General features: G+C 62.9%; 15 protein-coding genes. 5 read left to right on the top strand and 10 right to left on the bottom strand.

What is annotated here, in order from left to right; translation table 11 throughout:
- Positions 1-3 precede the first annotated feature (3 nt).
- The 5 genes from AB6802_RS23310 (at position 4) to AB6802_RS23290 (ending at position 5,654) form a co-directional block, all read left to right on the top strand.
- Positions 4-1,521 (top strand): GMC oxidoreductase, encoded by a 1,518-nt coding sequence (locus AB6802_RS23310; protein ID WP_371012533.1) that lies wholly within the window; start codon positions 4-6, stop codon positions 1,519-1,521.
- Entirely contained in the window at positions 1,518-2,279 is a 762-nt protein-coding gene (locus tag AB6802_RS23305; protein ID WP_371012532.1) for a 3-ketoacyl-ACP reductase, read from the top strand. The genes AB6802_RS23310 and AB6802_RS23305 overlap by 4 nt, the downstream gene beginning before the upstream one ends.
- A gap of 6 nt (positions 2,280-2,285) precedes the next feature.
- Positions 2,286-3,914 carry a GMC family oxidoreductase gene (locus AB6802_RS23300; protein WP_371012531.1) on the top strand — a complete coding sequence of 543 codons (1,629 nt, stop codon included), beginning with the start codon at positions 2,286-2,288 and terminating at the stop codon, positions 3,912-3,914.
- A 10-nt stretch (positions 3,915-3,924) separates the two neighbouring features.
- Positions 3,925-4,287 (top strand): Dabb family protein, encoded by a 363-nt coding sequence (locus AB6802_RS23295; protein ID WP_371012530.1) that lies wholly within the window; start codon positions 3,925-3,927, stop codon positions 4,285-4,287.
- A gap of 149 nt (positions 4,288-4,436) precedes the next feature.
- Positions 4,437-5,654 (top strand): MFS transporter, encoded by a 1,218-nt coding sequence (locus tag AB6802_RS23290; protein WP_371012529.1) that lies wholly within the window; start codon positions 4,437-4,439, stop codon positions 5,652-5,654.
- Between the two features lie 9 nt (positions 5,655-5,663).
- Here AB6802_RS23290 and AB6802_RS23285 read toward each other — a convergent pair whose 3' ends face one another.
- The 10 genes from AB6802_RS23285 to AB6802_RS23240 all read right to left on the bottom strand — a co-directional run bounded on the left by AB6802_RS23285 (position 5,664) and on the right by AB6802_RS23240 (position 17,840).
- A complete protein-coding gene (locus AB6802_RS23285) occupies positions 5,664-6,509 on the bottom strand; it encodes an EamA family transporter (protein WP_371012528.1) in 846 nt (281 codons plus the stop codon).
- On the bottom strand, positions 6,506-7,426 hold the full coding sequence (locus AB6802_RS23280) for an endonuclease/exonuclease/phosphatase family protein (protein ID WP_371012527.1): 921 nt from the start codon (positions 7,424-7,426) through the stop codon (positions 6,506-6,508). The genes AB6802_RS23285 and AB6802_RS23280 overlap by 4 nt, the downstream gene beginning before the upstream one ends.
- 132 nt (positions 7,427-7,558) lie before the next feature.
- Complete coding sequence (locus tag AB6802_RS23275; protein ID WP_371012526.1) at positions 7,559-9,112, bottom strand: cation:proton antiporter; 1,554 nt, start codon at positions 9,110-9,112, stop codon at positions 7,559-7,561.
- Between the two features lie 326 nt (positions 9,113-9,438).
- The gene (locus AB6802_RS23270) at positions 9,439-10,503 is read right to left on the bottom strand and encodes an ABC transporter ATP-binding protein (protein WP_371012525.1); all 1,065 of its coding nucleotides are present in this window, start codon (positions 10,501-10,503) and stop codon (positions 9,439-9,441) included.
- Positions 10,504-10,519: 16 nt separating this feature from the next.
- Complete coding sequence (locus AB6802_RS23265) at positions 10,520-11,311, bottom strand: ABC transporter permease (RefSeq protein WP_371012524.1); 792 nt, start codon at positions 11,309-11,311, stop codon at positions 10,520-10,522.
- On the bottom strand, positions 11,308-12,297 hold the full coding sequence (locus tag AB6802_RS23260) for an ABC transporter permease (RefSeq protein WP_371012523.1): 990 nt from the start codon (positions 12,295-12,297) through the stop codon (positions 11,308-11,310). Before AB6802_RS23260 ends, AB6802_RS23265 begins: the two co-directional genes overlap by 4 nt.
- Before the next feature lie 66 nt (positions 12,298-12,363).
- Positions 12,364-13,470: an ABC transporter substrate-binding protein gene (locus tag AB6802_RS23255; protein WP_371012522.1), complete on the bottom strand. Its 1,107-nt coding sequence runs from the start codon at positions 13,468-13,470 to the stop codon at positions 12,364-12,366.
- Positions 13,471-13,713: 243 nt separating this feature from the next.
- Positions 13,714-14,886, bottom strand: a complete 1,173-nt coding sequence (locus AB6802_RS23250) for an iron-containing alcohol dehydrogenase (protein WP_371012521.1) — start codon at positions 14,884-14,886, stop codon at positions 13,714-13,716.
- Between the two features lie 18 nt (positions 14,887-14,904).
- The gene (locus AB6802_RS23245) at positions 14,905-16,293 is read right to left on the bottom strand and encodes an aldehyde dehydrogenase family protein (protein ID WP_371012520.1); all 1,389 of its coding nucleotides are present in this window, start codon (positions 16,291-16,293) and stop codon (positions 14,905-14,907) included.
- Positions 16,294-16,469: 176 nt separating this feature from the next.
- On the bottom strand, positions 16,470-17,840 hold the full coding sequence (locus AB6802_RS23240; RefSeq protein WP_371012519.1) for a glutamine synthetase family protein: 1,371 nt from the start codon (positions 17,838-17,840) through the stop codon (positions 16,470-16,472).
- Positions 17,841-17,881: the final 41 nt, after the last annotated feature.

The raw sequence follows: 17,881 nt of genomic DNA, 5'->3' as shown, positions 1-17,881 counted from the left end.
GATATGACCAGTCCCGACATCGTCATCATCGGCTCCGGCATTGGCGGCGCCACGATCGCCTCCGGCTTGGCCGGCAGTGGCGCCTCGATCCTGATCCTGGAACGCGGCGAGCCGCTGCCGGCAACGCCGCATGCGCGCTCGACGCGCTCGATCTTCGTCGACGGGCATTACCGGCCCAAGGAGATGTGGCGCGAAGCCGGCGGCGCGCCGTTCAATCCCGGCAATTACTATTATGTCGGCGGCAACTCGAAATTCTTCGGCGCCGTGCTGATCCGCTACCGCAAGGAGGATTTCTCCGAGCTCGAGCATTTCGGCGGTGTCTCGCCCGCCTGGCCATTCTCTTACGACGAGTTCGAACCCTGGTATTCCAAAGCCGAGCAGCTTTTTCGCGTGCGCGGCACGCTTGGCGAGGACCCGACCGAACCGTTCCACTCGATCCCCTACGCCTTCAAGCCGGTGCCGGACGAGCCGCCGATCGCGCGCGCCCGCGCAGAACTCAAAGGCCTTGGCCTGCATCCCGCTTCCTTGCCGCTCGGCGTCGACATCGAGACCTGGCTGAAGGAAGGCAGGACGGGCTGGGACGCATTCCCCAACACCGGCCAGGGCAAGATCGATGCCCAGACCGGCCCGCTGACCGCGGCGCTGAAGGACCCGAACATCCGGCTCGAAACCAGCGCCTATGTCGACTGGCTGGAAACCGCGCCCGACGGCAGATCGATCGCCGCCATCCACTACACACAAAACGGTGCGCAAAAGACGCTGTCGCCGAAACTGGTGGTCCTGTCGGCCGGCGCGATCAACTCGGCGGCCATCCTGCTGCGCTCGCCTTCCCCCAATACCAGCAAGACGGGGGGCAAAGGCCTCGCCAACAGCTCCGATCAGGTCGGCCGCAATTTCATGAACCACAATTCGAGCGCCATGCTGGCGATCGACCCGCGCCGCCGCAACGACAGCGTCTACCAGAAGACGCTGATGCTCAACGACTATTATCTATCGGACGGCAAGGGCGGAAAGCCGCTCGGCAATGTGCAGTTGCTCGGCAAGATCGATGGCAACATGCTCAAGGCCAATGTGAAAACGATGCCGAAATTCGCGCTCGATTACATGGCCGGCCACGCCGTCGATTGGTATTTGATGTGCGAGGACCTGCCCGATCCTGAAAGCCGCATCATGGCCGACGGCAAGGACATCGTCATGCAATGGCGTCGTTCCAACATGCGCTCGCTGGAAGGCCTGACCAAGGTGATGCGCGACAACCTTCGCGCCTGCGGCTATCCCATCATCCTGTCGCGCCCCTTCGACAAGCGCACGCCGTCACACCAGTGCGGCACGGTGAAGATGGGCAAAGACCCGGCGACCTCGCCGCTCGACCCGTATTGTCGCGCTTACGACCACCAGAACCTGTTCGTTGTCGATGGCGGCTTTCTGCCAACTTCGGCCGCGGTCAACCCGGCACTGTCGATCGCGGCCCAGGCGCTGCGGGTTGCCGAGCATATCCGCAAAACGGAGCTGGCAGCATGACCCGACCGTCCGCCATCGTCACCGGCGGCGTGCGTGGCATCGGGCTCGCTTGCGCCGAAGCGCTGGCGGATGCCGGCTTCGACATCCTTGTCGCCGACTTGGCCGAAGCACCGATTGACGAGCTTGCAGCAAACATCGCCGCGCGCGGTGCGAAATTCGCTTACGCCCGCTGCGACATCGCCGAACTCTCCAGCCACACTGCCCTCGTCGACGCCGCGATAAAAGCCTTTGGCCGCATTGATTGCCTGGTCAACAATGCCGGCGTCGGCGCTGTCGTGCGCGGTGATTTGCTGGAGCTGACGCCTGAGAATTTCGACCGCGCGCTTGGCATCAACCTGCGCGGCACTGTGTTCCTCAGCCAGGCCGTCGGCAAGGCGATGCTGGCTATTCCTGGCGATCGCCCGAAATCGATCATCACCATCACTTCGGTCAGCGCCGAAATGGCATCGCCCGAACGCTCCGAATACTGCGTCTCAAAGGCCGGTCTTTCGATGTGGGTGAAGAACCTGGCGCTGCGGCTCGCTCCCGGAAACATCGGCGTGTTCGAGGTGCGGCCGGGCATCATCCGCACCGACATGACGGCAGGGGTCTCCGCTAAGTACGATGCGCTCATCGAGGGCGGTCTCGTGCCAGCCAAACGTTGGGGCGAAGCCACCGATATTGGTGCCGCGGTGGCGGCGCTCGCCTCTGGAAAATTCGGCTTTTCGACCGGATCGGTCATCAATGTCGACGGCGCGCTTTCCGTGCCGCGCTTGTGAGGAACCATGACTGACTACATCATCGTGGGTGCCGGCCCGGCCGGCTGCGTTCTGGCCAACCGGTTGAGCGAGGATCCGTCAAATTCGGTGTTGCTGCTCGAAGCCGGCGGCAAGGACTGGCATCCTTACATCCACATGCCTGCGGGCTTTGCCAAGATGACCAAGGGCATCGCCTCCTGGGGTTGGTCGACAGTGCCGCAGAAGCACATGAAAGACCGCGTCTTCTGGTACACGCAGGCCAAGGTGGTCGGCGGCGGCTCATCGATCAACGCCCAGATCTACACGCGCGGCAATGCGCGCGATTACGACGCCTGGGAGAAGGAAGAGGGCCTGGCCGGCTGGGGCTATCGCGACGTGCTGCCCTATTTCAAGCGCGCCGAGAACAACCAGCGTTTCGCCAACGATTTCCACGGCGACGAAGGGCCGCTCGGCGTCTCCAATCCGATCTCGCCTTTGCCGATCTGCGAGGCCTATTTCCGCGCCGGGCAGGAAATGGGCATTCCCTTCAACCCAGATTTCAACGGCGCTGCCCAGGAGGGCGTCGGCTATTACCAGCTGACCCAGAAAAACGCCCGGCGCTCATCGGCCTCGGTCGCCTATCTGAAACCGATCCGCGAGCGCCGGAATCTGACGGTCAGGACCGATGTGCTGGTCACGCGTATCGTTGTCGAAAAAGACCGCGCCATCGGCGTCGAGATCGTCGACAGACCGGGCAGTGAGAAGACAATCCTGCGCGCCGAGCGCGAGGTGATCGTCTCCTCCGGCGCCATCGGCTCGCCGAAGCTGCTGATGCAGTCGGGCATCGGCCCGGCCGATCATTTGAAGTCGGTCGGCGTGACGCCGGTGCACGACCTGCCCGGCGTCGGCTCCAACATGCAGGACCACCTCGACTTGTTCGTCATCGCCGAATGCACCGGCGACCACACCTATGACAACTACGCCAAGCTGCACCGCACGGCCTGGGCCGGCCTGCAATATCTGCTTTTGAAGAAGGGCCCGGTGGCCTCTAGCCTGTTCGAGACCGGCGGCTTCTGGTACGCCGACCCGACCGCCGCCTCGCCCGACATCCAGTTCCATCTCGGCCTCGGCTCCGGCATCGAGGCCGGCGTCGAGAAGCTGAACAACCCCGGCGTGACGCTGAACTCGGCCTTCCTGCGCCCGCGCTCGCGCGGCACGGTGCGGCTGAAGAGCGCCGATCCGGCCGACCACCCGCTGATCGACCCGAACTACTGGTCCGATCCATACGACCGCGACATGTCGATCAAGGGGCTGAGGCTGGCGCGCGAGATCATGCGGCAGAAAGCGCTTCAGCCTTACGTACTGCGCGAAGTGCTGCCAGGCCCTGCCCTGCAGAGCGACGACGACCTCTTCGACTATGCCTGCCGCACGTCGAAGACCGATCATCACCCGGTCGGCACCTGCCGCATGGGCCATGACGCGATGGCCGTGGTGACACCCGATCTCAGGCTGCGCGGCATCGAGGGCTTGCGCGTCTGCGACGCCTCGGTAATGCCGCGCGTGCCTTCCTCCAACACCAACGCGCCGACCATCATGGTCGGCGAAAAGGGCGCCGACCTGATCCTCGGCCGCGAGCCGCTGCCGCCGGCCGTGTTCAAGGGCAACCGGGCGGCGTGAGGAACAGGCGATGATCCGGCACTGCGTCTTTGTCCGCTTCCGCGACGATGTCCCCGCTACCGAACGCGCGGCGATCCATGCCGATCTCGAAGCGCTGCGTTCCGTCATCGACGGCATGGGCAAGGTGCATTTCAGCGCCAATGTCAGCCCCGAGCCTTTCGCGCGCGGCCTCACGCACGGCTTCACCATCGACTTTCGCGACGACGCCGCCCGCGACGCCTATCTGGTGCATGAGGCGCATCAGCGCGCCGGCGCCAGGCTGGTCGCGGCGCTCGACGGCGGCACCGACGGGCTGATGGTCTTCGATCTCGAGCATGATCCCGAAAAGTGGGAACCGGTTTTCGGAAAAGATCACGCCCCAACAAAGAGTTAGATCGGGATGACGACTCAACGAAACGTCATCCCGATCTAGCGCTTACGGAAATGTGACCGCCGGTTTTCAAAAACCGGCGCTCCAGCTGTTCTCTTTTGCCCTGGGTGGAACATATCGTTCCTTTTGGGGGATACAAAAGGAGGACCGCCTTGAACCTCACTTCAGAGCAGAAGAAAACCGTACTTGCATCATTCCTGGGTTGGACGCTCGACGCTTTTGATTTCTTCCTTCTGACTTTCCTGCTCACCGATATTGCGGCTGAATTCAACACCGACGTGCCGGCTGTCTCGAAAGCGCTTTTTCTGACGCTGGCGACGCGCTTTATCGGCGCTTTTTTCTTCGGCATGCTTGCCGATAAATATGGGCGCAAGCCTATCCTGATGCTCAACATCGTCAGCTATTCGGTGATCGGCGCACTGGCTGCCTTCTCGCCCAATCTCGGCATCTTCCTGGCCTTGCGCGCGCTGTTCGGCATCGCCATGGGCGGCGAATGGGGACTGGGCAGCTCGCTCGCCATGGAATCCATTCCGCCGAGCGCGCGCGGCATGGTCTCCGGCATCCTGCAATGCGGCTATCCGGCCGGCTACCTGCTGGCCGCTGTCGTCTACGGGCTGCTCTACGGCCAACACATCGGCGAGTTCACCTTCGGCTGGCGCGCCATGTTCCTGCTCTCCTTCGTGCCGGCGCTGATCGTGCTCTTCATCCGCTCGCACGTGCCGGAATCGCCGGCCTTCGTCGAGGCGCAGAAATCGGTCAAGCCGGGCCTTATCGAAACGCTGCAGAAGCACTGGGGCGTCGCGCTCTATGCGGTGGTGCTGATGATGTTCTTCAACTTCTTCAGCCACGGCACGCAGGACCTTTACCCGACCTTCCTGAAGAAGCAGCATGGCTTCGATCCGCACACGGTGAGCTGGATCACCATTGTCGCCAACCTCGGCGCGATCGCCGGCGGCCTGACGTTCGGCGCGCTGTCGGAGAAGATCGGCCGCATCAATGCCATCACGCTCGCCTGCCTGATCGCGCTGCCGGCGATCCCGCTCTGGGCCTATTCGACGACGCCCTTCATGCTGGCCATCGGCGCCTTCGTCATGCAGGTGGCGGTGCAAGGCGCCTGGGGTGTCATCCCGGTGCATCTCAACGAGCTGTCGCCGGGTTCGGTGCGCGCGACGCTGCCTGGTTTCATCTACCAGGCCGGCAATCTCGCCGCGTCCTATGGCGGCCCTTACCAGGCCGGCATCGCCGAGGCTCCCGGGGGCAGCTATGGCTACGCGCTGGCGCTGTTTGCCGGCGTGGTCGCCATCTGCATCATCGTCGTCATCCGCTTCAGCCCGGAACGGCGCGGTCAGGTGATGACCGTGCTGGGATAGCGGCGGCCGCTAACCCATTCTGAGCGCCGCGACGCCGGCCACGATGCCGAGCGCCGCGGCGACGCGCCACGCAGTCATCTTCTCGCCCAGCGCCAGCACCGAGATCAGCATGGCAAACAGGATCGAGGTCTCGCGCAATGATGCGACCGAGGCGATCGGCGCCTTGGTCATTGCCCACATGACGATCCAATAGGCGGCGCCGCTGAGCACGCCGGTGAACAGTCCGGCCTTCCAGTCGCGCGCCAGAACGGGTACCGCCTTTGGTCCTCGGAAGATCAGGCACAGCACAAGCGCCCCCGCCGCGTCGCAGACGAACAGCCAGGCCGCGTAACTTTGCGCGGTGGCGGCAAGCCTGGCGCCGCTGCCGTCGGACAGCGTGTAGCTGGCGATGAAGATCGATGTGCCGAGCGCGAAGCCGACCGCGCGTAGATTGAGCTTCTCCAGATGCGCGCCGCCGCGAAACGACATCACCAGCGTGCCGACCGACAACAGCACGATGCCGACAATGGCGAACGGCGCCGGAACCTCGCCGACCACGACGATGGCGCCAAGCGCCGACAGCAGCGGCGCGGTGCCACGCGCCAGCGGATAGGTCTGGGCGAAATCGCCTGCCTTGTAAGCGCCGACCAGGAAGCTGCGGTAGCCGATGTGGAAGACCACCGACGCAATGATGTATGGCCAGATTTCGGCCCTTGGAAACTCGACGAAAGGCAGCGCGAACATCGCCGCAAAGCCCATGCCGAGCGTCATCAAGGTGATCGACAGGAAACGGTCGAGATGCACCTTGACCAGCGCATTCCAGATCGCATGCATGGCCGCCGCGGAGAGTACGGCGAGGAAGACGAACAACGTCATGACGGGCTCATCGACCCTTGCTGGCCGAACGGCGTTTCGAGATCGATATCGACCCTGAGCGGGAAATGATCCGAAGCGATCTCGCCGATATCGGCGCTGATCCTGCGCACGCGATCGGCCAGCCCACCGCCGACGAAGCAATGGTCGAGCCGACGTTTTGCCAGTTTGCCGTCGATGATCTTTTCATGCGTGTGAAAGTCCGCCGCCGGCGCCCTTGCGACGGCAGCGGCGTCGATGAAGCCGTCGATATAGGCGGCGCCGCGATGATAGGGCGTCGAGCCGATAATGCGCCGGTGTTCGGCGCTGCCCGGCTCCATGTTGAAGTCGCCCAGCCAGATCGCCGCCAGCGGACTTTCCGGTTCCGGCTGGCCATGCGTCCAGTTGCGTTGCGGCTCGTCATCGACGCCGCTCCACGGACCCCCCTCCAGCGGAGCGCGGCGATGCTCGGCGAGCAGGTAATCGATCTGCTCCAGCCGCTCCTCGGCCGCGATATGGGCAAGATGCAACGACAAGACCCGCACTGGTCCCGCCGGTGCCCGGATCATGCATTCGAGCGCGGCATTGCGTGTGTTGAGCGGCCTCAGCGTGCGCCGCAGCGGCAGCGTGTGCAGGCGCGACCAGACGATCGGCAGCCTGGACAACAGCATCGTGCCGAACTGCCGTCGGCGGTTGACGACACGGCCATCGCGCCTTTCGCTGGCATCCATGTCGAAGGCGGGGCCGTAGACCCAGTAATAGTCGGGCAGCAGGCTGGACAGAATTTCGGGCTGATCGTCATGGTCGGTGCGCCGCCAGTGCCGCTCCACCTCTTGCAGAGCGATGATGTCGGCGCCGTCGACCAGGCGCGCTATGCGCGCAAGATCGTAACGGCCGTCAATGCCGAAGCCATACTGGATGTTGTAGCTGACCAGCTTCATCGATTAACCGGCTCACATTCGGTGTTGGCAGTAATGGTTCGGCGGATTGGTTGCAATGTGCAGCGAAACCACACCGGCTTGGGCCAGGCCCCGAGCCCGGCTTTGGAGTGACAATGCACCGGCTTGAATTTCTTAGTATGTCGTCAGCGGCTGGTAGCTCCCGGCGGGCGACGCCGCCAGCTCCGCCCAGTCGATCTCTTCTTCCAGCCGATGATAGGCCTCGTCGCCGATCGTGCCGTTGCGGCGCAATTCCTCGAGCGTGTCGCGCTGACGGTTGATGGCATAGAGCCGCAGCCGGTCATATTCGGTCGCGGCTTGAGCGTCATCCGGGTTTTCCGCGACCACGCGTTGCGCCTCATATTGTTCGCGCACGACGGCCGCGGCCGCCGAGGTCTTGCGGCTCAGCACATCGAGCGCGGCCTGCATGATGGCGACGCGCGCCTGCGCAACCTCAAGGTCGATCGTCGTATCGCGCGGGAAGTTAAGCCGGCGCAGCAGCGGCTTCAGGGTCATGCCTTGCAGCACCAGCGTGCCGAGGACGACGGCGAAAGCGGCAAGCACGATCGGGTCGCGACCTGGAAAGCCGGCAGGCAAGGCAACGGCCGCGACCAGCGTCACCAGCCCGCGCATGCCGCACCAGCCGACGAGCACGGCGCCGGCAAATGTCGGCGCATCCCGTTTGTTTTCCTCGCTGTCGTGGCGGGCAAACCAGCGGATGATCGCAACGTAACTCGCCACCCAGACAAGGCGCGCGGCAATGACGACGGCGAGCACCGTCGCGGCGAAGAGAAACGCTTCGCCCTGCCCGTCGCCGGCGAGCCGTCCGACGATCGACCGGGCCTGCAGGCCCATCAGCACGAAAGCCAACACGTTGAGCACGAAGACCGCCGACTCCCAAACCGAATAGGCGCTGACGCGGCGTCTGGCCGACATGCGCCGCGGCGCCCGGCGCGCGATGGTGATGGCATAGACGACGATGGTGATGATGGCGGAAAGGCCGAGCTTGTCGGCAATGATCCAGACGGCGAAGGTTCCGGCGAACTGCACCACCGTGCTGCTCGCCGCATCCTCGATTCGCGTGAGCGTAAGCAAGGAGAAGCGGCCAAACAGATAGCCGGCGACGACGCTGCCGACCGTTGCCAAAAGGATTGTCGGAATGGCGTTGCTCAGCATGATCGTGCCGAGCGCCGCCGAAACTGCCAGCCGGTAGATCAGCAGTGCGGTGGCATCGTTGAGCAGGCTCTCGCCCTGCAGAATGGCGGTGATACGATGCGGCACCTTGAACTGATTGAGCACAGCACTTGCCGCCACCGCATCCGGCGGCGCGACGATGGCGCCGAGCGCGATCGCCGCGGCGATCGGCAGGCCGGCCATCTTCCAGCCGACGAAGGCAACCACCACAGCCGTGAAGATCACGGCGCCGAGCGCCAGCAGGGCCAGCGACAGCCGGTAGCGCTTGAGATCGCGAAGCGAGGTGTCGTAGGCGGCATCGAGAAGCACCGGCGCGATGAACAGCGCCAGCGCCAGTTCCGGGTCGATCTCGATCATCGGCGCGCCGGGTACGAAGGCAAGCCCAACCCCGGCAAGCGCCAGCAGGGACGGATAGGGAATCTCCAGCTGCCGCGACAACGCCGTCAGCGCGACGGCAGCCAGAAGCAGGACAAGGGTGAGCTCGAAAAGGGCCATGAGAATATCGCAGCGGGTGAAAAGTCGGTTGGCAGCGACAAGGTGACAGGATGCCGCCGATTGTCCAGCGCTTGGTCGGCCGTATCCGGCTCTCAGGCGAGGCCGTAAGCGTCGATCATGATCCTCATCGGCCAATACGCTCCCTCGCCAATGCGCATCGCGGCTTGGTGGCGATGGCCGACTTCCCAACGCTCAAGATGGAGGCGCTGCCGGTCTTCCAGCAGATTTCACGGGCTTTTTCGCTCCGGCTTAAAACGGCCGATGTGGACGGGGCAGGATGTATCGGGATTCAGGTCAGGCCGGCCTCACCTGAATATCGGCACAGCCTAGTGAAGCACCAGCATGTCGCTCGATGAGAACGATATATCGGCCTTCTCGCCAACAGCGGGAGGTGGCGTGGCCGGGCTGTTGAACGTGTCGAGCGAGACGGTGTTGTTACCGATGCCGACCCGAACCCGGATCACCGAGCCGAGGAAGTGCACTTCGGAAATTTCGCCCGACAGGCTGGAATCGCGGCCTGGCTGGCGGCCGAGCGAAATCGCTTCGGGCCGCAGCGCCAGCGACAGCGTATCGCCGGACTTCGAACCGTTGAGTTTGCCCTTGAGCGAAACTTCCTGGGTGTTGACCTGCACCGTGCCGGATGCGGCATCCGTGACCTTGCCTTCAAGCACGTTGAGCGTGCCGACGAAATTGGCGACGAACTTGGTTGCCGGCCGGTTGTAGATCTCGAATGGCGTGCCGACCTGCTCGGCCTTGCCGCCATACATCACAGCGATGCGATCCGAGATCGACAGCGCTTCTTCCTGGTCATGGGTGACGAAGATGGTGGTGATGCCGAGTTTCTTTTGAATGGAACGGATTTCCTCGCGCAGCGAAACGCGCACCTTGGCGTCGAGGGCAGATAGCGGCTCGTCGAGCAGCAGAAGCTTCGGCTTCGGCGCGATGGCGCGTGCCAGCGCGATGCGCTGCTGCTGACCGCCGGAGAGCTGGTAGGGGTAGCGGTCGGCCATCTGCGGCAGCTTGATGATGCCGAGCATCTCGGTGACACGCGCATCGATGTCTGCCCTCGGCATGCCGGCTACCTTGAGGCCGAACCCGATGTTCTGCGCCACGGTCAGATTGGGAAACAGCGCATAGGCCTGGAACACCATGCCGACATTGCGCTGGTTGGGCTTCAGCCGGGTGATGTCCTTGCCGGCGACGACGATCTTACCGGCCGATGGCTCTTCGAAGCCGGCGACCATGCGCAGCACAGTGGTCTTGCCGCAGCCCGATGGTCCGAGGAACGAGACGAACTCGCCCGGCTCGACGTCGAGATTGAAATCCTCCACCACCGTGGTGGCGCCGAACGACTTTCGAACGTGCTGGATGGAGAGGAACGGGTCGGCCATGGAGTTGTTCTTTCGATCAGTTCGGGCGGTTCGCCGATTTCGGCGCGAAGCGGGATAGGATCTGGATCAGCGACATGCAGCCCCAGGTGATGGCGAAGGCGATGATGGCAAGCGCGGCCGGCTCATAGGCGCGGTTGGCGCCGATGTTCTGCAGATACGGGCCGAAGGCCGGCCGGTTGAGCAGGCTTGCCATGGTGAATTCGCCAATGACAATCGCGAAGGTCAGGAACGCACCCGACAAGACCGCGATCAACACGTTGGGCAGGATAACACGGGTAACGATCGTCCCCCAGCCGGCGCCGAGAATCTGTGCCGCTTCCGTCAGCGTGCGCACGTCGATGGTGCGAAGTCCTGTATCCACCGCGCGGTACATATAGGGCAACGACAGTGTGGCATAGCCGATGACCAACAAGGCATTGGTGCCCGTGTCGGTTGCCAGGAACGGCAGCGGCGAATTCGAGCCATACATTCTGATGTAGCCGAAGACGATGACGATGGCTGGGATGACCAGCGGCAGCAAGGTGATGAACTCGACGACGGGGCGCAGCTGCGGCAGGCGCAGCCGGATCCAGTAGGCGGCGGGCACCACGATCAGCACGCCGAGAATGATGGTGAAAACAGCGGCAAGCACCGAATAGCCGAATGTCGCCTGGAAGCGTGCGTCGCCCAGCACGACCTTGTAGGCGTCGAAGGAATAGGCTCCGCGCCGCATGCGCATGGAGAACTCCACTGTCGCGATCAGCGGGATGAAGAAATAGGCCGCGCCCAGCGCGAAGACGACCCAGGCCCAGAACCTGCCAGCCTTCATTTGAGCCACCTTTCGGAACGGGTGCGGAACCAGATGTAGAAGACATTGGCTAGACCGGTAATCAGGATCATGCCGAAGGCGATTGCATAGCCTAGGTGGGCATTGTGCAGCACGTCGCCGCGAATCTGGGCGTAAAGCACGATGGGAATGATGTTGAGAGACGAACCGGTCAACGCATAGGCGGTGGCGATGGCGCCGAAGGCATTTGCGAACAACAGGATCACGGTGCCGAGGAAACTCGGCCAGATCACCGGAATGACCACCATGCGCCAATACTGCGACATGGTCGCACCTAGCGTCGCGGCGGCCTCGCCCCATTCCTTCTTCAGCCCGTCTATGGCCGGAACGATGATCACCACCATCAGCGGAATCTGGAAATAGACATAGGTCAGCGTCAGGCCCCAGAACGACAGGATGTTGAAGCCGTGTGCGTAGATGTTGAGGCCGAACAGTGTGTTCAGTATGACCGTCGCAAGACCCAGTCGGCCAAGAGTGGCGAGGAAGGCGAAGGCCAGCGGCACGCCGGCAAAATTCGAGGCGACGCCGGAAAACGTCAGTGTCGCTGAGCGTATCCAGTCAGGCAGGCCGCCGCGCACGATGGCTATGGCAATCGCCAAGCCCGCGAAAGCGCCGATCAGCGACGAAGCGAGGCTGATCTTTATCGATATCCAGTAGGCGGCGAGAATGCTTGGCAGCTGGCAGTTGCCATCGACCCAGGAAGTCCACGAGTTGTACTGGCACTGCATATAGTTCTTCAAATTCGGCGGGTCGAAGATGCCCACGATGTTGTTGAAAGTAAATTCGCCAGCATCGTTCTGGAATGCGCCCAGCATCAGGTAGAGTGTGGGCAGGATCAGGAACATGATGGCGAAAATGAAGAACGGCGCGACGCCGAGCCATTGCGTCGGCAGCCTGACACTGCGCGCCTCGGCGGGAGGCGCCGTCTTGCCGGTAACAGCGTGGTCGGACATTGAGATATCGGTCATGCGCCGGCTACCGTCTTCGAGAGAAAGAACCGGGCGACCGTGAAGCCGCCCGGTGGATCTCAACTGTTACTTGACGTTGGCGCCGACAACGGCGTCCCAGTTCTTAGTGATGGCTTCCTTGGCCTTGCCCTGCTCGTCGAGCGTCGGGAATACCGCGGCTGCATAGGACTCAGCCGGCGGCAGCTTGGCCAGCACGTCCGCGGGGATCTTGTTGTTCTTGGCAAGATCGTTGAAGCGGATCGGGTGGCAGTAGCCCTTCAGCCAGGCGATCTGGCCTTCGTCGGAATAGAGGTATTCCAGCCAGAGCTTGGCTGCATTCGGATGCGGCGCAAAGGCGCTGATCGCCTGCACGTAGACACCGGCGACAACGCCAGTCTTCGGCACGACGACATCGACGGGCGGGTTGCCCTTCAGCGTGTCGCGGCCGGCAAGCGCGTTGTAGTCCCAGGTGACGAGGATCGGTGTCTGACCTTGGGCGAGCGTGGCGGCCTTGCCGATGACCGGCACGAAGTTGCCGGCGGCGTTGAGCTTCTTGAAGAAGTCGAGGCCGGCGGTGCCGGCGGCTTCGCCAGCGGCGGCGCCTGACGACAGGCCGGCGGCGTAAACCGCCTGGATGGCCTGGTTCGAAGCGCGCGGATCACCGGCAAGAGCTACGGAGTTGGCGAATTCCGGCTTCAGCAAGTCGGCCCAGTCCGTCGGCGATGCCTTCACCAGGTCCTTGTTCACCTGGAAGGAAAGCACACCGTAATAATCGCCCGTCCAGAAGCCGTCGGCATCCTTGGCGCTGTCGGGGATCGAGTCCCAGGTCGACACCTTGTAAGCCTGGACCAAGCCATCCTTCTTGGCGGACGGGCCGAAAGACAGGCCAACGTCGATCACGTCGGGAGCCTGCGGGCCCTTGTTGTCCTTGTTGGCCTTGATCGCCTCGACCTCGTCGCCGGAGCCGGCATCGGGGTTGAGCTCGTTGATGGTGATCTCCGGATACTTCGCCTTGAAGCCGGCGATAACATCGCCGTAACCGCACCAGTCATGCGGTAGCGCGATGGTGGTGAGCTGGCCCTCGGCCTTCGCGGCCTTGACGAGATCGTCCAGCGAAGCCGCGGACGAAATCACCGTCGACGCGAAAAGCGCCGCGGCCGAAAGGGAAAGCACTTTCCCCGTGAACTTGAACATGTGTTCTCTCCGTTGAACTGGCGCGCTAAGCGCCTGTCGATGCGGGTATCGTTTTCGTGTGACAGCCAGATGAAGGCTTTTTGAAACCGGAGCCCCGCGGCGAAAAAAGTTAACTCTTTTTAACGGACTGTAGCAATTAGCCCGCGCTTAATTTTCCGGCTAATGGTTAGTTGCCTTGTTTTTTGCCCCTTCTGCCCTCCCCTAGGTTCCCCTTTGTTCAATTTTTCGACATCCAAAGCCGGCTCAGATGGAGCCGGCGATGGCATTCTCGAGCAGCGTGAGCGCCGCTTTCTTGGTCAGCTTGACCGGGTTGCCGCCGGCGGTTGGATCGACCACGGCCATGTCGGCGATCAACGTCTTGCGTTTCTTGTCCATGTCCAGGCCCTTGATCAGGCCAGGCAGAGCGTGCGGCACCTTGAGCTCCTTGCGCAGCTTGATGATCGCCTTGGCAAAGCCGTCGAAACCGCCCTTGATGCCGCAATAGGCGGCAAGCCTGGCGATGCGATCCTCGATCGCCTCACGGTTGAAGGCGAGCACATAGGGCATGAAAACCGCATTGGTCATGCCGTGATGGGTGTCGTAGAGCGCGCCGATCGGATGCGACAGCGAGTGGATGGCGCCGAGCCCCTTCTGGAAGGCAGTGGCGCCCATGGCTGCCGCGCTCATCATATGGGCGCGAGCGACCAGATCCTTGCCGTTGGCAAAGGCCTTCGGCAGGTTCTCGAACACCAGCCTTATGCCTTCGACCGCGATGCCGTCGGCCATCGGGTGATAGCCCGGCGCGCAATAGGCTTCGAGGCAGTGTGCGAGCGCGTCCATGCCGGTGCCGGCGGTGATGAAGCCCGGCATGCCGACCGACAGTTCCGGATCGGCGATCACGATCGCCGGCAAAAGCTTCGGATGGAAGATGACCTTCTTGGTATGGGTCTCCTCGTTGGTGATGACGCCGGCGCGGCCGACCTCCGATCCGGTGCCGGCCGTGGTCGGCACCGCGATGATCGGCGCGATGGCGTCTGAATTGGCCCGGGTCCACCAGTCGCCGACATCCTCGAAATCCCACACCGGCCGCGTCTGCCCGGCCTGGAAGGCGATGAGCTTGCCGAGGTCGAGCGCCGAGCCGCCGCCAAAGGCGATGACGCCGTCATGCTTGCCCTTCTTGAACACCGCGATGCCGGCGGTGAGGTTCGACTCGACCGGGTTCGGCCTCACTTCCGAGAAGACGCCATAGGGGATCTTGGCGTCGTCGAGGATCTTCAGCGTCGAGGCGACGACGGGCAGCTTGGCCAGGCCCGGATCGGTGACGAAGAGCGGCCGCTTGATGCCGGTCGCCGCCAGCACATCCGGCAATTCCTTGATGCGCCCGGCGCCGAAGCGGACGGTGGTGGGGTAGTTCCATTTGGAGATCAGTTTGGACATTTTCTATCTTTCGAAAGGTCAGATCGCTTCGCGCAGGTGGAATGATTTCGGCCGGGTCAGATTGTCATAACCGAGCGCCGAAAGGGCGACGCCCTTGCCGGTGTCCTTGACGCCGGTCCAGACCAGCGCCGGATCGAGATAGTCGCAGCGGTTCATGAACACCGTGCCGGTCTCGACGCGGTCGCCGATCGCGATTGCGTGCTCGGTGTCGCGCGTCCAGATCGATGCGGTCAGCCCGTAGGGGCTGTCGTTCATCAGCGCGATCGCTTCCTCATCGTTGCGCACCTTCATGATGCCGACGATCGGGCCAAAGCTTTCCTCGCGCATGACGCTCATCTGATGGTCGACCTCGGTCAGCACTTCGGGCGCCAGATGGGGCGAGCCGGCTCTGTCGTTTTCGACCTTCATGTTGATATGCGCCTTGGCGCCCTTGCGCAGCGCCTCGGCCTTCTGCTCGCGGATCAGGTCGGCGAAGCGCGCCTGCGCCATCGGCCCCATGGTCGTCGCCTGCTCCAGCGGATTGCCGACGACATAATTCCTGGTCTCGGCGATGAAGCCTTCGACGAACTCGTCATAGACCTTCTCATGCACATAGACGCGCTCGATGCCGCAGCAGCACTGGCCGGAATTGTAGAAGGCGCCGTCGACCAGATTGGCGACCGCATGGTCGAGCTTGGCGTCGGGCAGTACATAGGCCGGGTCCTTGCCGCCGAGCTCGAGACCGAGCGTCATGAAGGTGCCGGCGGCAGCCTTCTCGATGGCGCGGCCGCCGCCGACCGAGCCCGTGAAATTGACGTGGTCGATCTTGCCCGAGCCGAGCAGCTTCTCGGTCTGGGCGTGATTGAGCACGATATTCTGGAACACGCCCTTGGGCAGGCCGATCTTGTCAAACGCCTGCTGGAAGCGCTCGCCGACCAGCAGCGTCTGCGCCGCGTGCTTAAGGATGACGGTGTTGCCGGCCATCAGCGCCGGCACGATGGTGTTGACGGCGGTGAGATAAGGATAGTTCCAAGGCGCGATCACCATGACGACGCCGAGCGGATCCTTCTTCACATAACGCCGAAAACCGTCCTTCGGGTTGGAAGCCGGCACGGATTTGAGCGCCTGTTCGGCGATTTCGACCATGTAGTTGGTGCGTTCCTTGACGCCGCCGAACTCGCCGCCGTAGCGAACGGGACGGCCCATCTGCCAGGCGATTTCCGGCACGATCTCGTCGGTCATGGCGACCAATGCTTCGAGCATCGCCACCATGTACTTGCCGCGCTCGACGATCGGTGTTTGCGTCCACTTCTCCTGCGCCGCCTTGGCGCGCTCGATCGCGGCATTGATCGCCTGGTCCGTTGCCACGGGCCGCTCGGCATAGATCGAGCCATCGATGGGGGTGATGAGTTTGACCGTTTCGGTCATTTTGCAAGTCCTCGCAGTTTTATAACAATCGAAAAACACATGGCCCGGCGCTGACCTTATCCGCCAGCGCCACCCCCTCCCCGTATCGCGACAGGAGCGGGAAACGCCGACGACCCCGCGAGCGGTTCTTCGCGGAAAGGGGCTAAGGGTGCGGCGGGCCTGTAATGGCTTCTGGCCTAATACCGCTCAAAGCCCCGGTGTAGTTCCCAATCCGTGATGCGGCGGTCGTATTCGAACTGCTCCCAGCGGGCGGTGTGCACATAGTGCTCGATCACTTCATCGCCGAAGGCCTGCTTCAGCATCTTGGACTTGGCCAGCGTCTCGGTGGCGTCGCGCAACGTCTTCGGGATCTCCGGCAGGCGCGAAGCCTGATAGGCGTCGCCGACGAAGGGTTTCTGCAGCTCCAGCTTCTCGTCGATGCCGGCAAGGCCGGACGCGATCAGCGCGGCAAAGGCGAGATAGGGGTTCAGGTCGGCGCCGCCGATGCGGCACTCCATGCGGATGCCCTTGGTGCCCTCGCCGCAAAGCCGGAAACCGGCGGTGCGGTTGTCCTCGCTCCACATGATCTTGGTCGGCGCGAACGTGCCGGCCTGGAAGCGCTTGTAGGAGTTGATGTAGGGCGCCAGGAACCAGGTGAATTCCTTGGCGTACTTCAACTGCCCGGCCGCCCATTGCTGGCCAAGGCTGGACAGCGTCCAGTCAGCCTTCTTGTCGAAGAACAAAGGCGTCTTGCCGTCGGCGCTCCACAGCGAATTGTGGATATGGCTGGAATTGCCGGCCAGCCCGTAATTGTACTTGGCCATGAAGGAGATCGCCTTGCCTTCCGAGTCCGCGATCTCCTTGGCGCCGTTCTTCAGGATGACGTGGCGGTCGGCCATGTCGAGCGCCTCGGCGTAGCGCACGTTGATTTCTTCCTGGCCAGGACCCCATTCGCCTTTCGAGTTCTCGATGGGGATGCCGGCGGCCTCCATCTCGTTGCGAAGCCGGCGCATGACGCCTTCTTCCTTCGAGGTGATACCGATCTGATAATCGCCGATATAGGGCGAAGCGCTGTCGAGGCCCTGCCAATGCTTCTTGCGGGCGGAATCGTAAGTCTCGCTGAACAGGTAGAATTCAAGCTCGGAAGCGAAGTAGCCGATATAGCCGCGCTCCTTCAGCCGGTTGACCTGCTTCTTCAGGATCGCGCGGGGAGAGTGCGCCAGATCTTCATGCGTGTGATGGTCGAGCACGTCGCAGATCACCAGCGCGGTCTTTTCCAGCCACGGAATGCGACGCAAGGTCGACAGGTCCGGCTTCATGACGAAGTCGCCATAGCCTTTCGACCAGCTTGCCGCCTTGTAACCCGGCACCGGCTCCATATCGATGTCGCAGGCGAGCAGATAGTTGCAGCCATGCGTTTCGCCATGCGCGGAATCGACGAAGTACTGGGCCAGGAAACGTTTTCCCGAGAGCCTGCCCTGCATGTCGACGATGCAGGCCAGCACCGTGTCGATCTCGCCATTGGAGACCGCTTTCTTCAACTGATCGAACGAGAAATTTCCGGCCATTCCTTTGGCACTCCAACGCTTGACGATTGAAAGGGAGAAAC

This window comes from Mesorhizobium sp. RCC_202 (assembly GCF_041355295.1).
Classification (GTDB): domain Bacteria; phylum Pseudomonadota; class Alphaproteobacteria; order Rhizobiales; family Rhizobiaceae; genus Mesorhizobium.
This window is presented reverse-complemented; position numbering and strand designations above follow the sequence as displayed.